At 50.8% G+C, this 22,650-nt stretch carries 20 protein-coding genes and 1 other RNA gene; 8 read left to right on the plus strand and 13 right to left on the minus strand.

What is annotated here, in order from left to right; all coding sequences use genetic code 11:
* Nucleotides 1-43 precede the first annotated feature (43 nt).
* The 7 genes from tdcG to tdcA all read right to left on the minus strand — a co-directional run bounded on the left by tdcG (nucleotide 44) and on the right by tdcA (nucleotide 8,819).
* Entirely contained in the window at nucleotides 44-1,408 is a 1,365-nt protein-coding gene (tdcG, locus tag FEK42_RS06690; RefSeq protein ID WP_130210812.1) for an L-serine ammonia-lyase, read from the minus strand.
* Nucleotides 1,409-1,477: 69 nt separating this feature from the next.
* Entirely contained in the window at nucleotides 1,478-1,867 is a 390-nt protein-coding gene (locus FEK42_RS06695; protein WP_064529572.1) for an enamine/imine deaminase, read from the minus strand.
* Between the two features lie 13 nt (nucleotides 1,868-1,880).
* Entirely contained in the window at nucleotides 1,881-4,175 is a 2,295-nt protein-coding gene (tdcE, locus tag FEK42_RS06700; protein ID WP_130218293.1) for a 2-ketobutyrate formate-lyase/pyruvate formate-lyase, read from the minus strand.
* A gap of 33 nt (nucleotides 4,176-4,208) precedes the next feature.
* Nucleotides 4,209-5,417: a propionate kinase gene (gene tdcD, locus FEK42_RS06705; RefSeq protein WP_130259083.1), complete on the minus strand. Its 1,209-nt coding sequence runs from the start codon at nucleotides 5,415-5,417 to the stop codon at nucleotides 4,209-4,211.
* Between the two features lie 25 nt (nucleotides 5,418-5,442).
* On the minus strand, nucleotides 5,443-6,774 hold the full coding sequence (gene tdcC, locus FEK42_RS06710; RefSeq protein WP_130210806.1) for a threonine/serine transporter TdcC: 1,332 nt from the start codon (nucleotides 6,772-6,774) through the stop codon (nucleotides 5,443-5,445).
* A gap of 21 nt (nucleotides 6,775-6,795) precedes the next feature.
* Nucleotides 6,796-7,785, minus strand: a complete 990-nt coding sequence (tdcB, locus tag FEK42_RS06715) for a bifunctional threonine ammonia-lyase/L-serine ammonia-lyase TdcB (RefSeq protein WP_135493000.1) — start codon at nucleotides 7,783-7,785, stop codon at nucleotides 6,796-6,798.
* A 95-nt stretch (nucleotides 7,786-7,880) separates the two neighbouring features.
* Nucleotides 7,881-8,819, minus strand: coding sequence for a transcriptional regulator TdcA (gene tdcA, locus FEK42_RS06720; RefSeq protein WP_130210820.1), 939 nt, complete (start codon nucleotides 8,817-8,819; stop codon nucleotides 7,881-7,883).
* Nucleotides 8,820-9,133: 314 nt separating this feature from the next.
* Between tdcA and tdcR the strand changes: the two genes are divergently transcribed.
* The gene (gene tdcR / locus FEK42_RS06725; RefSeq protein ID WP_240780566.1) at nucleotides 9,134-9,370 is read left to right on the plus strand and encodes a transcriptional activator TdcR; all 237 of its coding nucleotides are present in this window, start codon (nucleotides 9,134-9,136) and stop codon (nucleotides 9,368-9,370) included.
* A gap of 348 nt (nucleotides 9,371-9,718) precedes the next feature.
* On the opposite strand, the gene rnpB is transcribed toward tdcR, so the two are convergent.
* The 5 genes from rnpB to garP form a co-directional block, all read right to left on the minus strand.
* Nucleotides 9,719-10,095: RNase P RNA component class A (gene rnpB / locus FEK42_RS06730), an RNA gene on the minus strand.
* Between the two features lie 32 nt (nucleotides 10,096-10,127).
* Nucleotides 10,128-11,273, minus strand: coding sequence for a glycerate 2-kinase (gene garK, locus FEK42_RS06735; RefSeq protein ID WP_130219249.1), 1,146 nt, complete (start codon nucleotides 11,271-11,273; stop codon nucleotides 10,128-10,130).
* A 95-nt stretch (nucleotides 11,274-11,368) separates the two neighbouring features.
* Entirely contained in the window at nucleotides 11,369-12,259 is an 891-nt protein-coding gene (gene garR / locus FEK42_RS06740; RefSeq protein WP_130260155.1) for a 2-hydroxy-3-oxopropionate reductase, read from the minus strand.
* Nucleotides 12,260-12,288: 29 nt separating this feature from the next.
* Entirely contained in the window at nucleotides 12,289-13,059 is a 771-nt protein-coding gene (gene garL, locus FEK42_RS06745; protein ID WP_135407948.1) for a 2-dehydro-3-deoxyglucarate aldolase, read from the minus strand.
* A gap of 15 nt (nucleotides 13,060-13,074) precedes the next feature.
* Nucleotides 13,075-14,409 (minus strand): galactarate/glucarate/glycerate transporter GarP, encoded by a 1,335-nt coding sequence (garP, locus tag FEK42_RS06750; protein WP_064529564.1) that lies wholly within the window; start codon nucleotides 14,407-14,409, stop codon nucleotides 13,075-13,077.
* Between the two features lie 374 nt (nucleotides 14,410-14,783).
* On the opposite strand from garP, the gene garD reads away from it, so the two are divergent.
* Entirely contained in the window at nucleotides 14,784-16,355 is a 1,572-nt protein-coding gene (gene garD / locus FEK42_RS06755; protein ID WP_130204644.1) for a galactarate dehydratase, read from the plus strand.
* A 62-nt stretch (nucleotides 16,356-16,417) separates the two neighbouring features.
* Here garD and agaR read toward each other — a convergent pair whose 3' ends face one another.
* Nucleotides 16,418-17,242, minus strand: coding sequence for an aga operon transcriptional regulator AgaR (gene agaR, locus FEK42_RS06760; RefSeq protein WP_130204642.1), 825 nt, complete (start codon nucleotides 17,240-17,242; stop codon nucleotides 16,418-16,420).
* Nucleotides 17,243-17,490: 248 nt separating this feature from the next.
* Between agaR and kbaZ the strand changes: the two genes are divergently transcribed.
* Genes kbaZ through nagA form a run of 6 tightly spaced genes read left to right on the plus strand, consistent with a single transcriptional unit; the run spans nucleotide 17,491 to nucleotide 22,507 of the window.
* Nucleotides 17,491-18,771: a tagatose-bisphosphate aldolase subunit KbaZ gene (gene kbaZ, locus FEK42_RS06765; protein WP_135493001.1), complete on the plus strand. Its 1,281-nt coding sequence runs from the start codon at nucleotides 17,491-17,493 to the stop codon at nucleotides 18,769-18,771.
* 22 nt (nucleotides 18,772-18,793) lie between these two features.
* Nucleotides 18,794-19,267, plus strand: a complete 474-nt coding sequence (agaV, locus tag FEK42_RS06770; protein ID WP_001295547.1) for a PTS N-acetylgalactosamine transporter subunit IIB — start codon at nucleotides 18,794-18,796, stop codon at nucleotides 19,265-19,267.
* A 10-nt stretch (nucleotides 19,268-19,277) separates the two neighbouring features.
* Nucleotides 19,278-20,057, plus strand: coding sequence for a PTS N-acetylgalactosamine transporter subunit IIC (gene agaW / locus FEK42_RS06775; RefSeq protein ID WP_000406209.1), 780 nt, complete (start codon nucleotides 19,278-19,280; stop codon nucleotides 20,055-20,057).
* A complete protein-coding gene (agaE, locus tag FEK42_RS06780) occupies nucleotides 20,047-20,925 on the plus strand; it encodes a PTS N-acetylgalactosamine transporter subunit IID (protein ID WP_001295548.1) in 879 nt (292 codons plus the stop codon). The genes agaW and agaE overlap by 11 nt, the downstream gene beginning before the upstream one ends.
* A 17-nt stretch (nucleotides 20,926-20,942) precedes the next feature.
* A complete protein-coding gene (gene agaF, locus FEK42_RS06785) occupies nucleotides 20,943-21,377 on the plus strand; it encodes a PTS galactosamine/N-acetylgalactosamine transporter subunit IIA (protein ID WP_130260160.1) in 435 nt (144 codons plus the stop codon).
* On the plus strand, nucleotides 21,374-22,507 hold the full coding sequence (gene nagA / locus FEK42_RS06790) for an N-acetylglucosamine-6-phosphate deacetylase (RefSeq protein ID WP_135493002.1): 1,134 nt from the start codon (nucleotides 21,374-21,376) through the stop codon (nucleotides 22,505-22,507). The genes agaF and nagA overlap by 4 nt, the downstream gene beginning before the upstream one ends.
* Nucleotides 22,508-22,650 lie beyond the last annotated feature (143 nt).

Raw genomic sequence — 22,650 nt, forward strand, 5'->3', positions numbered from 1 at the left:
GGGTGCACATTTTGTGCACCCCAGTATAAACGCGGATGAGATATCAGCCGCAGACCACTTTAATGGCCAGTCCTCCGCGTGAAGTTTCGCGGTATTTATCGTTCATATCTTTGCCGGTTTCGTACATCGTCTCGATAACTTTATCGAGAGAAACACGCGGTGCGGAAGTGCGTCCCATCGCCATCCGCGCGGCGTTCACGGCTTTAACAGCATTAATAGCATTGCGTTCAATACACGGAATTTGCACCTGCCCGGCAACCGGATCGCAGGTCAGTCCCAGGTTGTGTTCCATAGCGATTTCCGCCGCATTGCACACCTGCGCCGGGCTGCCGCCCAGCAGTTCGGTTAACCCTGCCGCCGCCATTGAACAGGCCACGCCAATTTCGCCCTGACAGCCCACTTCCGCACCGGAAATGGAGGCATTCATTTTATACAGTGCACCGATAGCGCCAGCCGCCAGCAGAAAACGGGCAATGGAGCGCTCATTGAGCGGGCGGCGGAATTTATCGTAATAGGCCAGCACCGCAGGAATAATGCCGCAAGCGCCGTTAGTTGGCGCTGTCACAACACGCCCGCCAGCGGCATTTTCTTCGCTGACTGCCAGAGCAAACATATTGATCCAGTCGATCACGTTCATCGGATCGTTAGAGATATTGTCGCTGGAAACCAGCAAACGCCGCAGCGCCACCGCCCGACGTGGCACATTGAGCGGGCCTGGCAACACACCTTCGGTATTCATACCGCGTTCAATACCGTCATGCATCACCTGCCAGATACGCGAAAAACCAGCATCAATTTCGGCTTTGCTACGTAGCGCCAACTCGTTTTGCAGCATCAAACCAGAAATAGATAACCCGTTGTAATCACACATTTTCAGCAGCTCACCTGCTGAATGGAAATCGTAAGGGACGAGCGTTTCAACATCCAGTGACAAGCCGAATTGTTCTTCTTCGACAATAAATCCGCCACCGACTGAATAATAGGTTTTGCTTAACAGTTCTTCCTGCTTTTTCCACGCGGTAATACGCATCCCATTCTCATGACGGGGCAGCGTTTCCGCATGGAAAATAATGTTCTTTGCCACTGGGAAATCAACGACATGTGCGCCCGCTGCCACCGGCAACCTTCCGTTGCGCGTCACTAATTCCATAAATGCAGGTATCTCATCAATAACAACGTCCTGCGGACTATTTCCTGCCAGTCCCATGATGATAGCGATATCCGTGGCGTGACCTTTGCCCGTCAGTGACAACGATCCATAAAGATCGACCACAATGTGGCTCGTCGCGGTTAATAAGCCGCTCTTCTCCAGTCGATCAATAAAACTTTTTCCGGCATTCATTGGCCCCACGGTATGAGAACTGGAGGGACCAATCCCAATTTTGAAAATATCGAATGCACTAATCATATCCACACCCTCGGATTGCCGTTCGTGAAGAGGAGCGGAGCGACCCTGCGATCGCCCCGCTCAGGAGCTTTATGCGTTGCGTACCGCGATAGCTTCAATTTCCAGCTTCACATCTTTCGGCAAACGCGCTACCTGCACGCAGCTGCGTGTCGGGTAGGTCGCCTGATGCTCGTCAAAAAACTGCTTGTAGACTTCATTGATGGTGCCAAAGTCATTAAGGTCGGTAATGAACACCGTCATCTTCACGATATCGCCAACGGTCAGCCCGGCAGCAACCACGATCGCTTTGACGTTTTCCAGACTTAAACGCGCCTGATCTTTCACGTCCGCAGGGATCTCCCCGGTCTGCGGACAAACCGGAATTTGCCCGGAGGTGAATACCATACTGCCTAAATCAACGCCCTGAACATACGGGCCGATTGCGCCTGGCGCACGTTGCGTTTCGATAATCTTTTTCATACATCCTCCGGCATCAAAGCGCCTGGGTAAAGGTACGTGAAATCACATCCTGCTGCTGTTCACGGGTCAGTGCGTTGAAGCGCACGGCGTAGCCAGAGACACGGATTGTCAGGTTCGGGTATTTTTCCGGGTGCTCAATGGCATCCAGCAACATTTCCCGATTCATAACGTTGACGTTGAGGTGCTGACCACCTTCCACATCAGCTTCGTGGTGGAAATAACCATCCAGCAGGCCGACAAGGTTGGTTTTGCGTACCGGATCTTCTTTACCCAGCGCCGCAGGGACAATTGAGAAGGTGTACGAAATACCGTCTTTGGCGTAGGTGAACGGCAGCTTGGCAACGGAGGTCAGCGAAGCCACGGCCCCTTTGCGGTCACGACCGTGCATCGGGTTAGCACCTGGTGCGAACGGTGTACCGGCGCGACGACCATCCGGTGTGTTACCGGTTTTCTGGCCGTACACCACGTTAGAGGTGATGGTCAGAATCGACTGAGTTGGTACGGCGTTACGATAGGTTGGCAGGGCTTTAATTTTCTTCATAAAGCGTTCAACCAGGTCGCAAGCAATGCTGTCTACGCGCTCGTCGTTGTTGCCGTACTGCGGATATTCGCCGTCGATTTCAAAGTCCACCGCCAGGCCGTTTTCGTCACGGATTGGTTTCACGCGAGCATATTTAATTGCGGAAAGTGAATCCGTCGCCACCGACAGGCCCGCAATACCACATGCCATCGTGCGATAGACATCACGATCGTGCAGCGCCATCAGTGAGGCTTCGTAGCTGTACTTGTCATGCATGTAGTGGATGATGTTCAGCGCGCTGATGTACTGCACTGCCAGCCAGTCCATGAAATGGTCAAGGCTGCTCATGACTTTGTCGTAGTCCAGAACGTCGTCCATCAGTGGTGCTGTTTTCGGGCCGACCTGAATCTTCAGCTTCTCATCCACCCCGCCGTTAATTGCGTACAGCAGCGTTTTCGCCAGGTTAGCGCGTGCGCCGAAGAACTGCATCTGCTTACCAATCACCATCGGGCTGACGCAGCAGGCAATCGCGTAATCGTCGCTGTTGAAGTCAGTACGCATCAGATCGTCGTTTTCATACTGCAAAGAAGAAGTGACGATGGAGACTTGTGCCGCATATTTTTTGAAGGCAATCGGCAATGCTTCCGACCACAGAATGGTCAGGTTAGGTTCCGGTGCTGGCCCCATAGTGTGCAGTGTATGCAGGTAACGGAAGGAGTTTTTGGTCACCAGTGTGCGACCGTCCAGCCCCATCCCACCGATGACTTCCGTTGCCCAGATAGGGTCGCCGGAGAACAGCGAATCAAATTCCGGCGTACGCAGGAAGCGCACCATGCGGATCTTCATGATGAAGTGGTCGATCAATTCCTGCGCCTGCTGCTCGTTGAGCACGCCGGCTTTGAAGTCACGTTCAATGTAGATATCGAGGAACGATGCAGTACGACCCAGCGACATCGCGCCGCCGTTTTGCGATTTCACCGCCGCCAGGTAAGCGAAGTAGAGCCACTGCACCGCTTCCTGCGCATTTTGCGCTGGACGAGAGATGTCGAAGCCGTATTTCGCCGCCATTTCCTGAATCTGCAGCAGCGCATGACGATGTTCTGCCAGCTCTTCACGCAGACGGATGGTGGCTTCCAGATCTTGCCCTTTTTCCAGACGAGACTGGAGATCGGCAAATTGCAGTTCGCGTTCACGGACCAGATAACTGATCCCGTACAACGCCACGCGGCGATAGTCACCGATAATACGTCCACGGCCATAACCGTCCGGCAGACCAGTCAATACGCCAGATTTACGGCAGCGCAGCATATCCGGTGAGTAAGCATCAAATACGCCCTGGTTATGGGTTTTACGCAGATCGGTAAACACGTATTCAAATTCGCTGTCCATTTCACGGCCATAGGCGTGGAATGAACTTTTAATCATGTTGATGCCGCCAAACGGATGCAGCGCACGTTTCAGTGGCGCATCTGTTTGCAGGCCAACAATTTTTTCCAGCGGCTGGTTGATATAACCGGCATCATGGGCAGTAATGGTGGTGGCGATATTGGTATCGAAATCAACCGGCGCATGGGTCGCGTTTTCGATACGAATACCTTCCATCACCTTTTCCCACAATGCCGTGGTGGCTGGCGTCGCTTCAGCGAGGAAGGATTCATCCCCTTCATACGGTGTATAGTTATGTTGAATAAAATCGCGGACATTAATTTCGTTTTTCCAGTCCGTACCTTTAAAGCCAAGCCATGCGTCGGCGTACAGCTTATCGCTGGTATCAATATCTACCTTCATGAAAAATAATCTCTCTACAATACTTCAACTAAATTATGCAAATTCTGCGGGTGCTTTAACTTTGCCTAAATGAATTGCATCTAGCGCAATCATTTTTTCTTCATTAGTCGGAATAACGGCGCAAATTACGCGCGCATTTTCACTGGACACAATTCTTTCACCGTAAGCGTTAGAGCGATTATTCATTTCTGCATCAATCTCTACGCCTAATACAGTCAAATGTTCCATGACCAGACGACGAATTAAACTTGAATTCTCACCTATTCCGCCGGTGAATATAATTCCATCCAGGCGATGTAATGAGGCAGCGTGTCCGGCAATATGACGGGCAATTCGGTGAACAAACGTTTTAATTGCCAGTTGTGCACGTTCATGACCTTCATGCCAGGCTTTTTCCAGTACACGCAGGTCGGAAGAAAGACCGGAAATCCCCAATAATCCCGATTCTTTATTCACCACGCGTTCCAGATCGCTAAGACTCTGGTTGGTTTGACTGGCCACCCAGGACATCGCGCCGAAGTCGACATCGCCACTGCGCGTCCCCATCATCAGCCCTTCCAGCGGCGTCATACCCATTGAGGTATCCACACTCTGCCCGTTACGAACCGCGCAAATAGACGCGCCATTGCCAAGATGCGCCACCACCAGGCCGGAGTCTTCTTCCGCCAGATCCAGCAGAGAATGCGCACGCTGGGACACATAGCGGTGAGACGTGCCGTGGAAGCCATAGCGGCGCACACCCAGCTCTTCGTAATATTTCCACGGCAGGCCGTATAAAAACGCTTCCGGGGCCATTGTCTGGTGGAAGCTGGTATCAAATACCGCTACCTGAGTTACGCCAGGAAATAATTGCTGGGCCGATTCAATGCCACTTAAATTGGCGTAATTATGCAGCGGCGCCAGTGGAGAAACGCGACGGATATTATCAATGACTTCATCGGTAATAATGGCGGACTCGGTAAAAATACTGCCGCCGTGGGCGATGCGGTGGCCAATTAAGGCCACGCTGTCATTTAAATTCCGTTTTTCCAGTTCAAACGCAATTGCCTTCAGTGCACCTTCGTAGCTGTGGTGAGCCAGCGGTGCTGGCTCTCCTCCATTTACGGATAAGAATGCATTTTCCGAATTAATACCGTCGGCAATACCTGACATTAATACTTCACAGTTCGAGGCATCCAACACGGAAAACTTAATTGAAGACGAACCACAGTTAATAACCAAAACAACCGGAAATTCATTCATCTCTTTTCTCATCCTGAGTTACGGATTAAAACAGTTTGTATACGATGTTCAGGATGGTCAGCAGACCAATCACGGTAACAAACACGTTATCCAGACGACCACGGTATTTCGCCAGCGACGGCGCTTTACGGATGGCATACATCGGCAACAGGCACAGCAGTGAAGCGATAATCGGCGCGCCCATGGCTTCAATCAGGTCCAGAATGTTCGGGTTGGCGTAAGCAACTACCCAGGTGGAACCCATGATGAAGATCATGCTGATGGTGTTCAGTTTGCCGGAAGACACTTTCGTCTTATCGCCTTTGTAGCCGAACTTCAGTACCAGACCGTTCAGACCTTCCAGCGTTCCCAGATAGTGACCGAAGAAAGATTTGAAGATAGCAACCAGTGCGATAATAGAAGCGGCATATTCCAGTACGGTGGCGAACGTCGATTTCTCGCCGGACATGGAAGCAAAGTGGTTAGCCAGATAAGAAAGCACCGGAATGTTCTGTGCTTTTGCTTCCGCCATGTTTGCCGGAGACAGCGTAAACAGGCAGCTGAAGGCAAAGAACATGACCACGGCAACCATCAGCATGCTGGCACGGGAGATGATCTGTGAGCATTTCTGCTCGGTGAAGTCGCGACCGAAGTCTTTCTCATACTCTTCACGCTTAGAAACCACGAAGGAAGAGACGATTGGCGAGAAGTTAAAGGAGAAGACCATGATGGAAATCCCCAGCCAGACGGTAATCAAGATACCGTCATGACCGGTTAACGTCAGCGCACTGAGGTCAACTTGATCAATAACAGCAGAGTTCCAGTAAGGGATCAGTGACAGAGAAATCAGTACCAGGCTGGCGATAAATGGCCATACCAGGTAACTCATCACTTTAACCATCAGATCCTTACCAAACCAAATGACGAACGCCATCAGCAGCAGCAGGAACAGCGCCACGAAGCCGCGGTTTAACGCCGCAAAGCCAAGCTGGTTTTCCCAGAACGTCATAAAGGTGTTGGTAATGGTTACGCCATAAATCCACAACAGTGGGCAAATCGCGAAGAAGTACAGGAACGTGATGACTACGCCACCCGTTTTACCAAAGTGCTCTTCCACCGTTTCCGTAATGTTGCCGGAAGGGTTAGAGCCTGAAAGACACAGACGCGCCAGCGCCCGGTGGCAATAAAACGCGATGGGGTATGCCAATACCAACATCAGAAGAATCGGGATCAGTCCGCCAAAACCTGCGCGGATAGGGAAGAACAGCACGCCGGCACCAATAGCTGTGCCGAACAAACCCAACGTCCATGTGGTATCTGATTTACGCCAGGACGATTGTTTTGTCTGGCTGGATACAATGCTATCTGAAGTACTCATATCCTATCCTCAACGAGATGATTAAGCGTCAACGAAACCGGTAATTTGAGAGACGCGAGAAAGATCGATATTGCCGCCGGAAATAATGCTGACGGTTTTTCTGTTTTGAATATATTGGTCTAATTTACCGCTTAATAACGCAGCACATGCCAGAGCGCCTGCGCCTTCGGTGACGACTTTATTACGCTGAATTAAGGCAATCATACTGTTTCTGATTTCGTCTTCGCTGACCAGCACGATGTCATCGACTAATTCACGAACGATTTGGTAAGTTAAATTACCCGGGCGGGCGACATCACAACCATCCGCCAGGGTGCCGGTAGTTCGGTGCGTGGTTATTTCTCCCGAGTGGAAAGAAGCCGCCATGCCGTGAACGTTTTCTGATTGCACACCGATAACACGAATTGTCGGGTTAATAGATTTAATCGCTACCGCAATACCAGCAATTAAACCGCCACCGCCAATTGGCACAATCACATTATCGACATCATAGAGATCTTCCATAATTTCCAGGCCAATCGTTCCCTGACCGGCAATCACTTTCGGATCATCATAAGGTGGGATAAAAATACGGCCTTCCGTTTCGACAATTTCGCTAACTTTGGCGATGGTGTCGTTAAAGTTGTCGCCGTGCAGAACAACTTCACCGGAGTAGTCACATGTCGCCGCGACCTTGGATTTTGGCGCGCCTTTCGGCATTACCACTTTCCCGTCGATGCCCAGCATTGCGCAGGAGAGCGAAACCCCTTGCGCATGGTTACCCGCAGAACAGGCCACCACACCTTTGCGTTTTTCAGCATCGGTTAAAGAGCTTAATTTATTAAATGCGCCACGAATTTTAAATGAACCAGTACGCTGCATATTTTCAAACTTAAGGAATATTTCACCTTTGCAACGTTCACTAAAATAATTGGATCGAGGCATGCCTGTTTTATAAATTCGCCCAGCCAATCGTTGTTTTGCTTCGATAATGTCATCAATAGCAACCGGGAGATCGTATGTAATATGCATGATAAACCTCTTAACCTGAATTAAATATGTAGGTAACCGTAACCGACACCCGAGAAAAGACAGGTGGATTATTTATGTTTGAGAAAAACAAATAACTAATCAGCTTCTATTAATTGTCTTCGTCTACACCCATTATAAGATGAATACTCTTTGGCTAGTTCAACCAAAACCGATGCTGCTTTTTTAATACGATAATTTTTTGACCATACCGCGGCATATCGCGCCACGGGCAACGTTTCTTCAACCGGAATAGTAATAAATTGATTAGAACCAAAAGGTGAAGTCATATCACAAGGAATCACGGTTAAGAAATCAGCATTGAGAACAAGATTATAAATTGTCACGACTGAGTCGGTTTTAACGATGTTTTCAATACTGATGCCATTTCTTTGTAACGTGGTGAGAAGTTCGCTGTAGTATCCCATATTAGTTTGCGGCAACACCCACTGTTCGTTTTTCAACGACTCCAGCGTGGTAGTGCCGGTGCATGTTCGGGACTTGCTGGCCACCAGCACAAACTCGGACTCGAACAGCGGCTCAACATGCAAATCCTGAAGCTTCATCTCTGCACTTAACGTACCAATCGCAAAATCGAGGCGTCCGTCGCGGATAGCAGGTAAGAACGAGGACAACTGTGCTTCATACATTGAGACTTGCGCTCTCGGGAACACCTCTTTGAATTTGTTGATCATCCCGGACATAAAGGTAAAGCCAATTAGCGAAGGAAAACCAAATGAGACTTCCACCACGGCTTCAGAGGACATACCGCTTATCTCATTAACCATATTTTTCATTTCGCGGGTAATGGATTCGGAACGTGAGAGCAACAATTGACCGGCTGGCGTCAGCGTTACACCGGTATTTTTCCGTACCACTAATTCCACGCCAAAATAATCTTCAATATCGTTAATGATTTTACTTACAGCAGGTTGAGTTAAACCTAATTCTTTTGCAGCCGAGCCAATAGAGCCACTTCTGATGACTTCCTGAAAGACTACCAGGTGCTGCGTTTTAGGAAGAAGAATAGTGCTCATATCGGCCTGCATTAATTACCTCATTGACGACATGAAGTGTATCAAAATGGAATGAATAGGATATGTGCGACCACTCACAAATTAACTTTCAATTGCTTTCCAGGCATCTACTTAAATCAATATAAATTTTTAATATCAATAAGTTAACATAATAAAATCCGCGTAAAGCCTGACTTTTATCAAAAAACAAAGGGGGGGATAACCATATTTTATGGCGATAACAACACGCTTTATCTGGCTTATTAAAAAATGTCCTGCGACGATATTTCAAGCAAATATCGTGTATTTCTCAGTCGAATTTTAAGTTAAATTTAATGAGCAAGTTATCAAATTTTATTATAAACAAATCATATTTACAGGTAAATAATGCGCCGCGTCACATTTTTTCGCGGAATTTGTTGGTCACAAAACATCTATTTTATCAATATTTTAAAAAGTCGAATACAGATATTGATCATCTCGAACAATTGATTAACGTCAATTTTTACCATCATAGCAGGATGTCATTTTGTGAATGCAATCGTTTTCCATGGTTTCTGCTGTCATCATAATGCACGGATAGCATTTTGTGTTGATGATCACAAAACTAATAATTCATATTTGCAGGTAAGTAATCTCGGGAGACAAAAAGGGTGACGAAAAAAGAGTATTTATACTGAAAAAAAGAAACTGACCGATAAGCCGCTTTCTTTTGGGTATAGCGTCGTGGACAGTCATTCATCTTACTGCCGCGCAAAAGCAAAAAACCCGCCAGTTTGCACTGGCGGGTTTTCGTTGAAGAGGTGAAACTGACCGATAAGCCGCTTTCTTTTGGGTATAGCGTCGTGGACAGTCATTCATCTTACTGCCGCGCAAAAGCAAAAACCCGCCAGTTTGCACTGGCGGGTTTTCGTTAAAATAGGTGAAACTGACCGATAAGCCGGGTTCTGTCGTGGACAGTCATTCATCTAGGCCAGCAATCGCTCACTGGCTCAAGCAGCCTACCCGGGTTCAGTACGGGCCGTACCTTATGAACCCCTATTTGGCCTTGCTCCGGGTGGAGTTTACCGTGCCACGGACTGTTACCAGCCGCGCGGTGCGCTCTTACCGCACCCTTTCACCCTTACCTGATCCCACTCGCGTGGGCCATCGGCGGTTTGCTCTCTGTTGCACTGGTCGTGGGTTTCCCCCCCAGGCGTTACCTGGCACCCTGCCCTATGGAGCCCGGACTTTCCTCCCCTCCGCCCGTCTCCCCCGAAGAGGACGACGACGAAGCGGCGACTGTCTGGTCAGCTTCGGCGCGCAGTATAGAGGGTTTACACGCCCTTGTCACCCCGCGTTGCGCATTCCAATCGCCAGTGTTGCAGCAATATTGCGCGAAGCTCGGTAAATATTGTCATAAGCCCCGCTGAAAGCTTCATCCAGCGTAACAATACTGTTTAACACGCTGAATACAGCATCGATACCATGCTGGTGCACAACGCCAACATCCTTCGTAAGACTACCCGCAATACCAATTACCGGTTTATTGTATTTCTTCGCCACATTAGCCACCCCAATCGGTACTTTGCCATGGATGCTCTGGCTATCAATGCGCCCTTCACCGGTGATAACCAGCGTGCAATCATGAATATGTTCTTCCAGATTGAGCGCCGTCGTCACAATCTCAATGCCGCTCTTTAGCTCTGCGCCAAGAAAAGCCATCAACGCCGCGCCCATTCCGCCCGCCGCACCTGCACCGGGGACGTCTTTCACATCAACATGCAGCGATTTTTTGATGACATCAGCATAGTGAGAGAGATTCTTGTCCAGCTCGACAATCGTGGCTTCATTCGCCCCTTTTTGCGGGCCAAAGATCCGCGAAGCGCCACTGTCGCCCACCAGCGGATTGGTGACATCACAGGCTACGCGAATCGTACAATTCTTTAAACGTGGATCGAGGCCAGTGATATCAATGGTATTCAGAGTATTAAGACTGCCGCCGCCAAAGCCGATTTCATTGCCATTGGCATCGCTTAACTTCGCTCCCAGCGCCTGCATCATCCCTGCACCGCCATCGTTGGTGGCGCTGCCGCCAATGCCAATAATGATACTTGTTGCACCGCTCTCCAGCGCCTGCAGGATTAACTCCCCTGTGCCGCGTGAAGTGGTTACCAGCGGATCACGTTTTTCCGATGGCACCAGCGCCAGTCCACTGGCCGCAGCCATTTCGATAAACGCGGTTTTGCCGTCGCCGGAGATCCCCCAACTGGCATTCACTTTCTCGCCCAGCGGCCCTGTAACCCAGGCGTGACGTTCAGCCCCCTGGGTGGCAGCAATCATCGCTTCCACCGTTCCTTCGCCACCGTCGGCAACAGGAACAGAAACGTACTGTGCATCAGGAAAAATTTCCCGAAATCCTTTTTCTATCGCCTGCGCAACCTCGCTGGCTGATAAACTTTCTTTATAAGAGTCTGGGGCGATTACGATTTTCATATCTTTGCCTGTTACCACATGACGCCGGGGGCGTTTCTCTTATTCGGCCTGGATTCCAGGCCCGGATAGCAATAAGCCATCCGGGCACGACGTCATTAGCGAGTAACTTCGACTTTCGCCAGTTTTTCGTAGTAGCACGCAAGGGCGCTATGGTCTGCTGTTCCCAGACCATCGGCACGCAGCGCTTGCATCATCTCCATAACCGCAGCCGTCAGCGGCAGTTGCGCGCCAACGCCGTGGGAGGTATCCAGCGCATTCGCCAGATCCTTAATATGCAGATCAATACGGAAACCTGGCTTGAAGTTACGGTCCATCACCATTGGCGCTTTCGCATCCAGCACGGTACTGCCCGCCAGTCCACCACGAATTGCCTGATAAACCAGATCCGGGTTAACGCCTGCTTTGGTTGCCAGCGTCAACGCTTCTGACATCGCGGCAATATTCAGCGCCACAATGACCTGGTTGGCCAGTTTGGTGACGTTGCCTGCACCGATTTCCCCGGTATGTACCACAGACCCCGCCATCGCTTTCATTAAGTCATAGTATTTGTCGAAAATAGCCTTATCGCCACCCACCATCACTGACAGAGTGCCATCAATCGCTTTCGGCTCACCACCGCTAACCGGAGCATCAAGCATATCAATGCCTTTCGCTTTCAGCGCTTCGCTGATTTCACGGCTTGCCAACGGTGCGATAGAACTCATGTCGATCAATACCGTGCCGGGTTTCGCGCCTTCAATAATGCCATTTTCACCCAGCGCCACTTCTTTCACATGAGGAGAGTTTGGCAGCATGGTAATGATGACGTCGCACTGTTCAGCGATCGCTTTAGCCGTAGAAGCTGTTTCTGCACCTGCAGCAATCACTTCTGCGATAACTTCAGGGTTACGGTCAGAAACCACCAGCGAGTAACCTGCTTTCAGAAGGTTTTTACTCATTGGTTTACCCATAATACCCAGGCCAATAAAACCAACTTTCATAGTCATATCAATCATCTCTCTTGTTGCAGTGGTGGTTATTTTTTAAAGGTATCAGCCAGTTTCTGGGTAGCAGAGCGGAACACGCCGAGATCGCTACCAACAGCCACAAACGTCGCGCCCCATTCCAGATAACGACGCGCATCGGCTTCGACCGGTGCGAGGATACCGCTGGGTTTGCCGTGCGCTCTGGCACGGTTAAAAATATGTTGAATCGCTTTTTGTACATCCGGGTGTGATGCATTGCCGAGATGGCCTAATGCCGCAGCCAGATCGCTGGGACCGACGAAGATACCGTCTACACCTTCGGTAGCGGCGATGGCATCGACGTTATCTACGCCTTGCTGACTTTCAATCTGGACCAGAATGGTGATGTTCTTGTTCGACTGAGCGAAATAATCCGCCACGGTGCCAAACATATTGGCACGGTGAGAAACGGAAACGCCGCGAATACCTTCTGGTGGATAACGAGTAGATGCCACTGCTTGTACCGCTTCCTCTTCTGTTTCGACAAATGGAATCAGGAAGTTATAGAAACCGATATCCAGAAGACGCTTAATAATTACCGGTTCGTTGGTCGGCACCCGCACCACTGGCGCGCTGGGGCTACCTTTCAGGGCCATCAGCTGGGGAATAAATGTGGAGATATCGTTTGGCGCATGTTCGCCATCCAGCACCAGCCAGTCAAAGCCAGCCAAACCAAGAACTTCAGTGCTTATCGGGTTAGAGAGAGCTGACCAGCAACCAATTTGTATCTGTTTCGCGGCCAATGCGGCTTTGAATTTATTGGGAAAAATATCGTTATTCATCGCTTATACCTTTGCTTATTTCTGCAATTCCATACGTTTAATGTCGCCAACCACGAAGAGGTAGCAGACCATCGCCATCAGCGCCGAACATCCCACGAAGACCAGTGCCGCATTGAAGGAGTGCAGTTCACTTACCAGGTAACCAATCACCAGTGGAGTGACAATGGAGGCAACATTGCCAAAGACGTTAAATACGCCGCCACAGAGGCCAACAATCTCTTTCGGCGCGGTGTCAGAAATCACCGGCCAGCCCAGCGCACCAAATCCTTTGCCAAAAAAGGCCAGCGCCATCAGCATGACCACCAGCGTGGTGTTGTTGGTGTAGTTACATAAGATGATGGTGGAAGCCAGCAACATTCCCAGTACAATCGGTAGTTTACGAGCCAGGGTCAGTGACAAACCGCGTTTGATCAGATAATCCGAGAAGACACCACCGAGTACGCCGCCAGCAAAACCACACAGTGCCGGAATCGAGGCGACCAGGCCTACCTTCAGAATCGACATGCCTTTTTCCTGCACCAGATAAATCGGGAACCAGGTAAGGAAGAACCAGGTGATGGTGTTGATAAAATATTGTCCGAAAAATACACCCAGCATCATGCGGCTGGAGAGCAATTGCTTGATGTAATGCAGTTTGGGACCGCTTGCCACCGCACTGCCCGGCTTTTTGTGGTCCATATCAACCACCGCGCCATTTTCAGAGATAAACTTCAACTCTTCCGCGGACATGCGTGGGTGATCTGTCGGGTTATGAATCAACTTGATCCACAGCGCCGTCAGCACAAAACCAATCACTCCCATAACGGTAAAGACGTGCTCCCAGCCCCAGGCAAAAGTCAGCCAGCCAAGCAGCGGTGAGAAGAGCGCCAGCGAGAAATATTGCGCCGAGTTAAAGATGGCGGAGGCAGTACCACGTTCTTTCGTCGGGAACCAGGCCGCGACAATACGGGCGTTCGCCGGGAATGACGGCGCTTCCGAAAACCCCAGCATAAAGCGCATAAAGAACATGGAGATCCCAGCCCAGGCCAGCGGAAACATATCGACAAAGCCTTGCAGGAAGGTGAACAGCGACCAGAAAAAGAGGCTGTAAGTGTAAACTTTCTTCGAGCCAAACTTATCAAGCAGCCAGCCGCCGGGGATTTGCATCAGCAAGTAGGCCCAGCCAAAAGCGGAGAAGATGTAACCCATCGAAACCGCACTTAACTGCAACTCTTTTGCTACTTCGGTACCAGCAATAGACAGCGTTGCACGATCGGCGTAGTTAACGGCGGTAACAATAAAAATAATCAGTAATATTAAATAGCGGGTATGCACGCCTTTCTTTTTTTCGTCAACGGTGTCCAGAATCATTTTATTTACCTCGGGTACTTATGCTGATTTTTATTATTATGGGGAAGATGTTATTTATGAGTTTCATTTATGCCGTAATGACAATGAACTCGGGAATCAGTATAAGCAGCGCGAGAATAATAATCATTGTGCAAATGCTAATTTAATTAATACGATTTAAATATTATTTTGAGCATATGCACATAAGGTTGCGCGCTAAAGCACAGATTTACGCATTGCCTTGCCGGGCGGTACTGCAATCCCTGAAATGATTGACATTGATCACATTTCTGCGTTTAAACTCCTGACATTCTTATTTCACCCAATGAAGTCATTTATTTTTAAATGAGACCAGGTCCTCATTTTAATAGTCCCTGGCTGGAGAATATTGCACAATGGCCAACATCGAAATCAGACAAGAAACGCCAACTGCGTTTTATATAAAAGTTCACGACACAGATAATGTGGCAATTATTGTTAATGATAATGGCCTGAAAGCAGGAACGCGTTTTCCGGACGGACTGGAATTAATTGAACATATTCCTCAGGGGCATAAAGTCGCATTGCTGGACATTCCAGCTAATGGAGAAATTATTCGTTATGGCGAAGTGATTGGTTACGCCGTGCGCGCAATCCCACGCGGAAGCTGGATCGACGAATCAATGGTAGTACTACCGGAAGCGCCGCCGTTACACACGCTGCCACTGGCAACCAAAGTCCCGGAACCCTTACCGCCGCTGGAAGGTTATACCTTTGAAGGCTATCGCAATGCTGATGGTAGCGTGGGAACCAAAAACCTGCTCGGCATTACCACCAGCGTCCACTGTGTGGCAGGCGTGGTGGATTACGTAGTAAAAATCATTGAGCGCGATCTGCTGCCAAAATACCCGAACGTCGATGGCGTAGTGGGACTGAATCACCTGTACGGTTGTGGCGTGGCGATTAATGCTCCGGCGGCTGTAGTGCCAATACGTACCATTCACAATATTTCGCTCAATCCAAATTTTGGCGGCGAGGTGATGGTGATTGGCTTGGGATGCGAGAAATTGCAACCAGAGCGCCTGCTGGTCGGCACGGATGATGTGCAGGCTATTCCAGTAGAAAGCGCCAGCATTGTCAGCTTGCAGGATGAAAAGCATGTCGGCTTTCAATCAATGGTCGAGGATATTTTGCAGGTCGCCGAACGCCATCTACAAAAACTGAATCAACGTCAGCGAGAAACCTGTCCTGCTTCGGAACTGGTTGTCGGCATGCAATGCGGCGGCAGCGATGCATTTTCTGGCGTAACGGCAAACCCGGCGGTTGGATATGCGTCTGATTTACTGGTGCGCTGCGGTGCAACGGTGATGTTTTCAGAAGTAACGGAAGTGCGTGACGCGATTCATCTACTGACACCGCGCGCCATTAACGAAGAGGTCGGCAAACGGCTGCTGGAAGAGATGGAGTGGTACGATAACTATCTCAATATGGGAAAAACCGACCGCAGCGCCAACCCTTCGCCGGGCAACAAGAAAGGCGGTCTGGCAAACGTGGTAGAGAAGGCACTCGGCTCCATTGCTAAATCGGGTAAAAGCGCAATTGTTGAAGTGCTGTCGCCCGGTCAACGCCCGACTAAACGCGGATTAATTTACGCCGCGACGCCAGCCAGCGATTTTGTTTGTGGCACGCAACAGGTGGCTTCGGGTATTACCGTGCAAGTGTTTACGACCGGTCGCGGCACGCCGTATGGCCTGATGGCGGTACCCGTCATTAAAATGGCGACCCGCACCGAGCTGGCAAACCGTTGGTTTGATTTAATGGATATCAACGCAGGCACCATCGCTACCGGCGAAGAAACCATTGAAGAGGTGGGCTGGAAGCTGTTCCACTTTATTCTCGACGTCGCCAGCGGGAAGAAGAAAACCTTCTCGGATCAATGGGGATTGCATAACCAGCTGGCGGTGTTTAACCCGGCACCGGTGACCTGATATACTCATCATACTTCAAGTTGTATTATGCCCGATATCGCTTGTTTATCGGGCATAGTGAGTCACAGCGAAGACGCGTACTCCTCGACCAGAATCACTTCAACCCCAACCTTTCGCAGCCCTTCCAGGCTATCTGCAGGAATGCCTTTATCGACAATGATCATGTCGATCCGCTGGGTATCGATGATCTTATGTAGGCTGGAGCGGTTGAACTTACTGGAATCGGTGACTACGATGATCCGTTCCGCAACTTCGCACATCCGACGGTTTAAACGAGCTTCATCTTCATTATGCGTGCTGACGCCACGCTCCAGATCAATAGCATCTACGCCAAGAAACAGCATATCGAAGTGGTAATTTTGCAGCGATTGTTCAGCCTGATCGCCGTAAAAAGATTGCGACTGACGGCGCAAATGCCCGCCGGTCATCAGCAGCTCAACGCCTTCCGCTTCCAGCAAAGCATTAGCCACGTTCATACCGTTGGTCATCGCAATTACGTCAGTGTGCTTGCGCATCAGACGAGCAATCTCAAAAGTGGTGGTCCCGGAATCGAGGATCACCCGATGACCTGGCTGAATCAACTCAACGGCAGCTTTCGCAACGCTGCGTTTCATCGCCGTGTTGAGCGCACTTTTATCTTCCACTGATGGCTCGACTGACGGCGTCGTGCTATCGCAGATCAACGCGCCCCCATAGGCCCGCACAGCGATCCCCTGCTTTTCCAGAAACGCCAGATCGTTACGGATCGTCACAGTAGATACACCATACAATGCCGATAGATCATTAACTTGCACACTTCCTTGCTGGCGCAGGCGTTGAATGATCTGCTCTCGTCGCTCACTGGTGCCAGTCACTCGCTTCTCGCCTGAAGCGTCGGTATTACTCATAGTAAGTCCTTTCGTAAAACTTTCGTTTCATTTCGTTTTGCCTATTAACGCCTTTCTATTAAGCAATTGCAAGCCCACCTTGCCCATTGACGCAAGCTACGCTTGTTTCAGTGGCTTTCATTATGTTTCTTTTGTGAATCAGATCAGAAAACTATTATCTTTCGTTTTATTTTTATCTCACCATGTCGCAGTATCAATTGAAACAAAACGAAAGATTAAAGTTGCAGTAATCTGAACTGGAGAGGAAAGTGAAACATCTGACAGAAATGGTGAGACAGCATAAAGAGGGCAAAACAAATGGGATTTATGCCGTTTGTTCCGCACATCCGCTGGTGCTGGAAGCTGCAATCCGCTACGCCTGTGCAAACCAAACGCCGCTACTGATTGAAGCGACGTCCAATCAGGTGGACCAGTTCGGCGGTTATACCGGAATGACGCCAGCCGATTTTCGCGGCTTTGTTTGCCAGCTTGCTGACTCGCTGAATTTCCCACAGGACGCGTTGATTCTGGGTGGCGACCATCTGGGGCCAAACCGCTGGCAAAACCTGCCTGCCGCTCAGGCGATGGCCAATGCCGATGATTTGATTAAAAGCTACGTCGCGGCAGGATTCAAAAAAATTCACCTTGATTGCAGCATGTCCTGTCAGGACGATCCGGTTCCCTTAACCGATGGCATCGTTGCCGAACGCGCCGCTCGTCTGGCGAAAGTGGCGGAAGAAACCTGCCGTGAACATTTTGGCGAGGCCGATCTGGTGTATGTCATTGGCACCGAAGTTCCGGTGCCTGGCGGCGCACATGAAACCTTAAGCGAACTGGCGGTCACCACGCCGGATGCCGCCCGCGCCACGCTGGAAGCCCATCGTCACGCTTTTGAAAAGCAAGGTCTGAATGCCATCTGGCCGCGCATCATCGCGCTGGTAGTTCAGCCTGGCGTCGAATTCGATCACACCAACGTTATTGATTATCAGCCCGCCAAAGCGGCTGCCTTAAGCCAGATGATCGAAAACTACGAAACGCTGATTTTCGAAGCTCACTCTACGGATTATCAAACGCCGCAATCGTTACGTCAGTTGGTTATTGACCATTTTGCCATTCTGAAAGTTGGCCCGGCGCTGACCTTCGCCCTGCGTGAAGCTCTGTTCTCTCTGGCGGCGCTTGAAGAAGAACTGGTGCCAGCGAAAGCCTGCTCCGGTCTGCGTCAGGTACTGGAAAACGTGATGCTCGACCGCCCGGAATACTGGCAAAGCCACTACCACGGTGACGGCAACGCGCGTCGTCTGGCGCGTGGTTATAGCTACTCGGATCGTGTGCGCTATTACTGGCCGGACAGCCAGATTGATGACGCTTTCGCTCATCTGGTTCGTAATCTGGCGGATTCACCGATTCCGCTACCGCTCATCAGCCAGTATCTGCCGCTGCAGTACGTGAAAGTTCGCTCCGGCGAGCTGCAACCGACGCCACGGGCGTTAATTATCAACCACATTCAGGACATCCTGGCGCAGTACCACACAGCCTGTGAAGGCCAATAACCAAAACAAAGAGGAAGACGCTATGCCAAATATTGTTTTAAGCCGGATTGATGAACGCTTGATTCACGGTCAGGTCGGCGTTCAGTGGGTCGGATTTGCGGGGGCAAATCTGGTGCTGGTAGCCAACGATGAGGTTGCCGAAGATCCGGTACAACAAAACCTGATGGAAATGGTACTGGCAGAAGGGATAGCCGTACGTTTCTGGACGCTGCAAAAAGTTATCGACAACATTCATCGCGCCGCCGATCGACAGAAAATCCTGCTGGTTTGTAAAACACCCGCCGATTTCCTGACGCTGGTGAAAGGAGGCGTTCCGGTGAATCGCATTAACGTTGGCAATATGCACTACGCCAATGGCAAGCAACAAATCGCCAAAACGGTTTCTGTGGATGCGGGCGATATCGCAGCATTTAACGACCTGAAAGCCGCTGGGGTGGAATGCTTCGTTCAGGGCGTCCCGACAGAGCCTGCTGTGGACCTCTTTAAATTACTTTGAGGGATTCATCATGGAAATCAGTCTGTTGCAGGCATTTGCGTTGGGCATTATCGCCTTTATCGCTGGTCTGGATATGTTTAACGGCTTAACCCATATGCACCGCCCGGTGGTCCTCGGCCCGTTGGTCGGGCTGGTACTTGGCGATCTGCATACCGGTATTTTAACCGGCGGTACGCTGGAACTGGTGTGGATGGGGCTGGCTCCGCTGGCGGGCGCACAGCCGCCTAACGTGATTATCGGTACTATCGTCGGCACGGCGTTTGCCATAACCACCGGCGTGAAACCCGATGTCGCGGTCGGCGTAGCCGTACCTTTCGCGGTTGCGGTACAGATGGGGATTACCTTCCTGTTCTCGGTGATGTCTGGCGTGATGTCCCGCTGCGACCGAATGGCGGAGAACGCCGATACACGCGGCATTGAGCGTGTGAACTATCTGGCGCTGCTGGCGCTCGGCATCTTCTATTTTCTCTGCGCTTTCCTGCCTATCTACTTCGGCGCGGAACATGCAAAAACCATCATTGATGTCCTGCCGCAACGATTAATCGACGGCCTCGGCGTCGCGGGCGGCATCATGCCAGCAATCGGTTTTGCCGTGCTGCTGAAAATCATGATGAAAAACGTCTACATCCCCTACTTCATCCTGGGCTTTGTTGCCGCAGCCTGGCTCAAGTTACCGGTGCTGGCTATTGCTGCCGCTGCGCTGGCGATGGCGCTGATCGACCTGCTGCGTAAATCTCCTGAACCGACTCAACCTGCGGCACAGAAAGAGGAATTTGAAGATGGCATCTAATCAAACTACCCTGCCTAACGTCAGCGAAAATGAAGAAACATTGCTGACTGGCGTCAATGAAAACGTGTATGAAGACCAGAGCATTGGCGCGGAGCTGACGAAAAAAGATATCAACCGCGTCGCCTGGCGTTCCATGCTGTTACAGGCTTCTTTCAACTACGAACGAATGCAGGCTTCCGGTTGGCTGTACGGTCTGCTGCCAGCACTGAAAAAGATCCACACTAATAAACGCGACCTGGCGCGCGCCATGAAGGGGCATATGGGTTTCTTCAATACCCATCCGTTTCTGGTGACGTTTGTTATCGGCATTATCCTCGCGATGGAGCGTTCTAAGCAGGACGTTAACAGTATTCAGAGCACCAAAATTGCCGTCGGTGCGCCACTTGGCGGGATTGGTGATGCGATGTTCTGGCTAACGCTACTGCCAATTTGTGGCGGGATTGGTGCCAGTCTGGCGTTGCAAGGTTCCATCCTCGGCGCTGTGGTATTTATTGTGCTGTTCAACGTGGTACATCTGGGACTGCGTTTTGGTCTGGCGCATTATGCTTACCGTATGGGCGTGGCGGCGATTCCACTCATTAAAGCGAATACCAAAAAAGTCGGCCATGCTGCGTCTATCGTTGGGATGACGGTAATCGGCGCGCTGGTGGCAACCTATGTTCGCTTAAGCACCACGCTGGAAATCACGGCGGGCGACGCAGTGGTTAAGTTACAGGCTGATGTTATCGACAAACTGATGCCTGCCTTCTTACCGCTGGTCTACACCCTGACCATGTTCTGGCTGGTACGCCGCGGCTGGAGTCCGCTGCGCCTGATTGCAGTTACCGTGGTTCTCGGCATCGTCGGTAAATTCTGCCATTTCCTTTAAATACAATGAGGTATTAGATGTTAAGTATTATTTTGACAGGGCATGGCGGATTTGCCAGCGGCATGGAAAAAGCAATGAAGCAAATCCTCGGCGAGCAATCGCAGTTTATCGCCATCGATTTTCCCGAAACCTCAAGCACCGCACTACTTACATCGCAGCTTGAAGAGGCCATTGCCCAACTGGATTGTGAAGACGGCATTGTTTTCCTGACGGATTTGCTGGGCGGCACGCCGTTTCGCGTGGCTTCAACGCTGGCGATGCAAAAACCGGGCTGTGAAGTGATCACCGGCACCAATTTACAACTGCTACTGGAGATGGTGCTGGAGCGCGAAGGGTTAAGTAGTGAAGAGTTCCGTGTGCAGGCGCTGGAGTGCGGACACCGTGGGCTGACCAGTCTGGTGGACGAACTTAGTCGCTGCCATGAAGAATGTCCGGTCGAGGAAGGAATATGACACACGTTCTGCGCGCCAGAAGGCTGCTGACAGAAGAGGGCTGGCTTGATGATCATCAGCTGCGTATTGCTGACGGTGTGATCGCGGCAATCGAACCGATTCCACCAGGCGTGACTGAACGCAATGCGGAACTGCTCTGCCCCGCTTACATCGACACCCATGTGCACGGCGGCGCGGGCGTTGATGTGATGGATGACGCACCGGATGCGCTCGACAAGCTGGCAATGCACAAAGCGCGCGAAGGTGTCGGCAGTTGGTTGCCGACTACCGTAACCGCGCCGCTTAATGCCATTCATGCGACGCTGGCGCGTATTGCTCAACGTTGCCAACGCGGCGGACCTGGCGCACAGGTGCTGGGAAGTTATCTCGAAGGACCGTACTTCACGCCGCAGAATAAAGGCGCACATCCGCCGGATCTGTTCCGCGAGCTGGAAATTACCGAGCTGGATCAATTGATTACCGTTTCTCAGCACACTTTGCGCGTGGTGGCACTGGCACCGGAAAAAGAAGGGGCATTGCAGGCCATCCGCCATCTTAAACAGCAAAACCTACGGGTGATGCTGGGACATAGCGCAGCAACCTGGCAACAAACCTGCGCTGCGTTTGATGCTGGCGCAGACGGCCTGGTACATTGCTATAACGGGATGACGGGTTTACATCACCGCGAACCGGGAATGGTTGGCGCGGGATTAACAGACAAGCGCGCCTGGCTGGAACTGATAGCCGATGGGCATCATGTACATCCGGCGGCGATGTCGCTGTGTTGTTGCTGTGCGAAAGAGAGAATCGTGCTGATCACCGACGCGATGCAGGCAGCCGGGATGCCGGATGGTCGTTATACGTTATGTGGTGAAGAAGTGAAGATGCACGGTGGCGTTGTCCGTACCGCGTCCGGTGGGCTGGCGGGCAGTACGCTGTCTGTCGATGCGGCAGTGCGCAATATGGTCGAGTTGACGGGCGTAACGCCTGCGGAAGCCATCCATATGGCGTCGCTGCATCCGGCGCGAATGCTGGGTGTTGATGGTGTTCTGGGATCGCTTAAACCGGGCAAACGCGCCAGCGTCGTTGCGCTGGATAGCGGGCTGCATGTGCAACAAATTTGGGTTCAGGGTCAATTAGCTTCGTTTTAATTGTTTGCTCCGTTATTCGGCCTTCACTTCCCCCGTAAGGCCTTTCTTTTTCTTTCTTTTTAGGCTGCGTAGCGGTGTCGGATGCGACGCTAACGCGTCTTATCCGACCTACGGCGGTGATTGCCAGGCCGAATAAGGCGTTG

Source organism: Escherichia sp. E2748 (genome assembly GCF_005781125.1).
Lineage (GTDB): Bacteria > Pseudomonadota > Gammaproteobacteria > Enterobacterales > Enterobacteriaceae > Escherichia.

Bases quoted from the DNA above. Each gene is read 5' to 3' on its own strand.
- tdcC (WP_130210806.1), bottom strand. From the start codon at position 6,774: ATGAGTACTTCAGATAGCATTGTATCCAGCCAGACAAAACAATCGTCC.
- nagA (WP_135493002.1), top strand. From the start codon at position 21,374: ATGACACACGTTCTGCGCGCCAGAAGGCTGCTGACAGAAGAGGGCTGG.
- garD (WP_130204644.1), top strand. From the start codon at position 14,784: ATGGCCAACATCGAAATCAGACAAGAAACGCCAACTGCGTTTTATATA.
- tdcA (WP_130210820.1), bottom strand. From the start codon at position 8,819: ATGAGCACTATTCTTCTTCCTAAAACGCAGCACCTGGTAGTCTTTCAG.
- tdcG (WP_130210812.1), bottom strand. From the start codon at position 1,408: ATGATTAGTGCATTCGATATTTTCAAAATTGGGATTGGTCCCTCCAGT.
- garL (WP_135407948.1), bottom strand. From the start codon at position 13,059: ATGAATAACGATATTTTTCCCAATAAATTCAAAGCCGCATTGGCCGCG.
- garR (WP_130260155.1), bottom strand. From the start codon at position 12,259: ATGACTATGAAAGTTGGTTTTATTGGCCTGGGTATTATGGGTAAACCA.
- agaV (WP_001295547.1), top strand. From the start codon at position 18,794: ATGCCAAATATTGTTTTAAGCCGGATTGATGAACGCTTGATTCACGGT.
- tdcR (WP_240780566.1), top strand. From the start codon at position 9,134: ATGAGCAAGTTATCAAATTTTATTATAAACAAATCATATTTACAGGTA.
- agaE (WP_001295548.1), top strand. From the start codon at position 20,047: ATGGCATCTAATCAAACTACCCTGCCTAACGTCAGCGAAAATGAAGAA.
- tdcE (WP_130218293.1), bottom strand. From the start codon at position 4,175: ATGAAGGTAGATATTGATACCAGCGATAAGCTGTACGCCGACGCATGG.
- agaW (WP_000406209.1), top strand. From the start codon at position 19,278: ATGGAAATCAGTCTGTTGCAGGCATTTGCGTTGGGCATTATCGCCTTT.
- FEK42_RS06695 (WP_064529572.1), bottom strand. From the start codon at position 1,867: ATGAAAAAGATTATCGAAACGCAACGTGCGCCAGGCGCAATCGGCCCG.
- garP (WP_064529564.1), bottom strand. From the start codon at position 14,409: ATGATTCTGGACACCGTTGACGAAAAAAAGAAAGGCGTGCATACCCGC.
- garK (WP_130219249.1), bottom strand. From the start codon at position 11,273: ATGAAAATCGTAATCGCCCCAGACTCTTATAAAGAAAGTTTATCAGCC.
- tdcB (WP_135493000.1), bottom strand. From the start codon at position 7,785: ATGCATATTACATACGATCTCCCGGTTGCTATTGATGACATTATCGAA.
- agaR (WP_130204642.1), bottom strand. From the start codon at position 17,242: ATGAGTAATACCGACGCTTCAGGCGAGAAGCGAGTGACTGGCACCAGT.
- tdcD (WP_130259083.1), bottom strand. From the start codon at position 5,417: ATGAATGAATTTCCGGTTGTTTTGGTTATTAACTGTGGTTCGTCTTCA.
- agaF (WP_130260160.1), top strand. From the start codon at position 20,943: ATGTTAAGTATTATTTTGACAGGGCATGGCGGATTTGCCAGCGGCATG.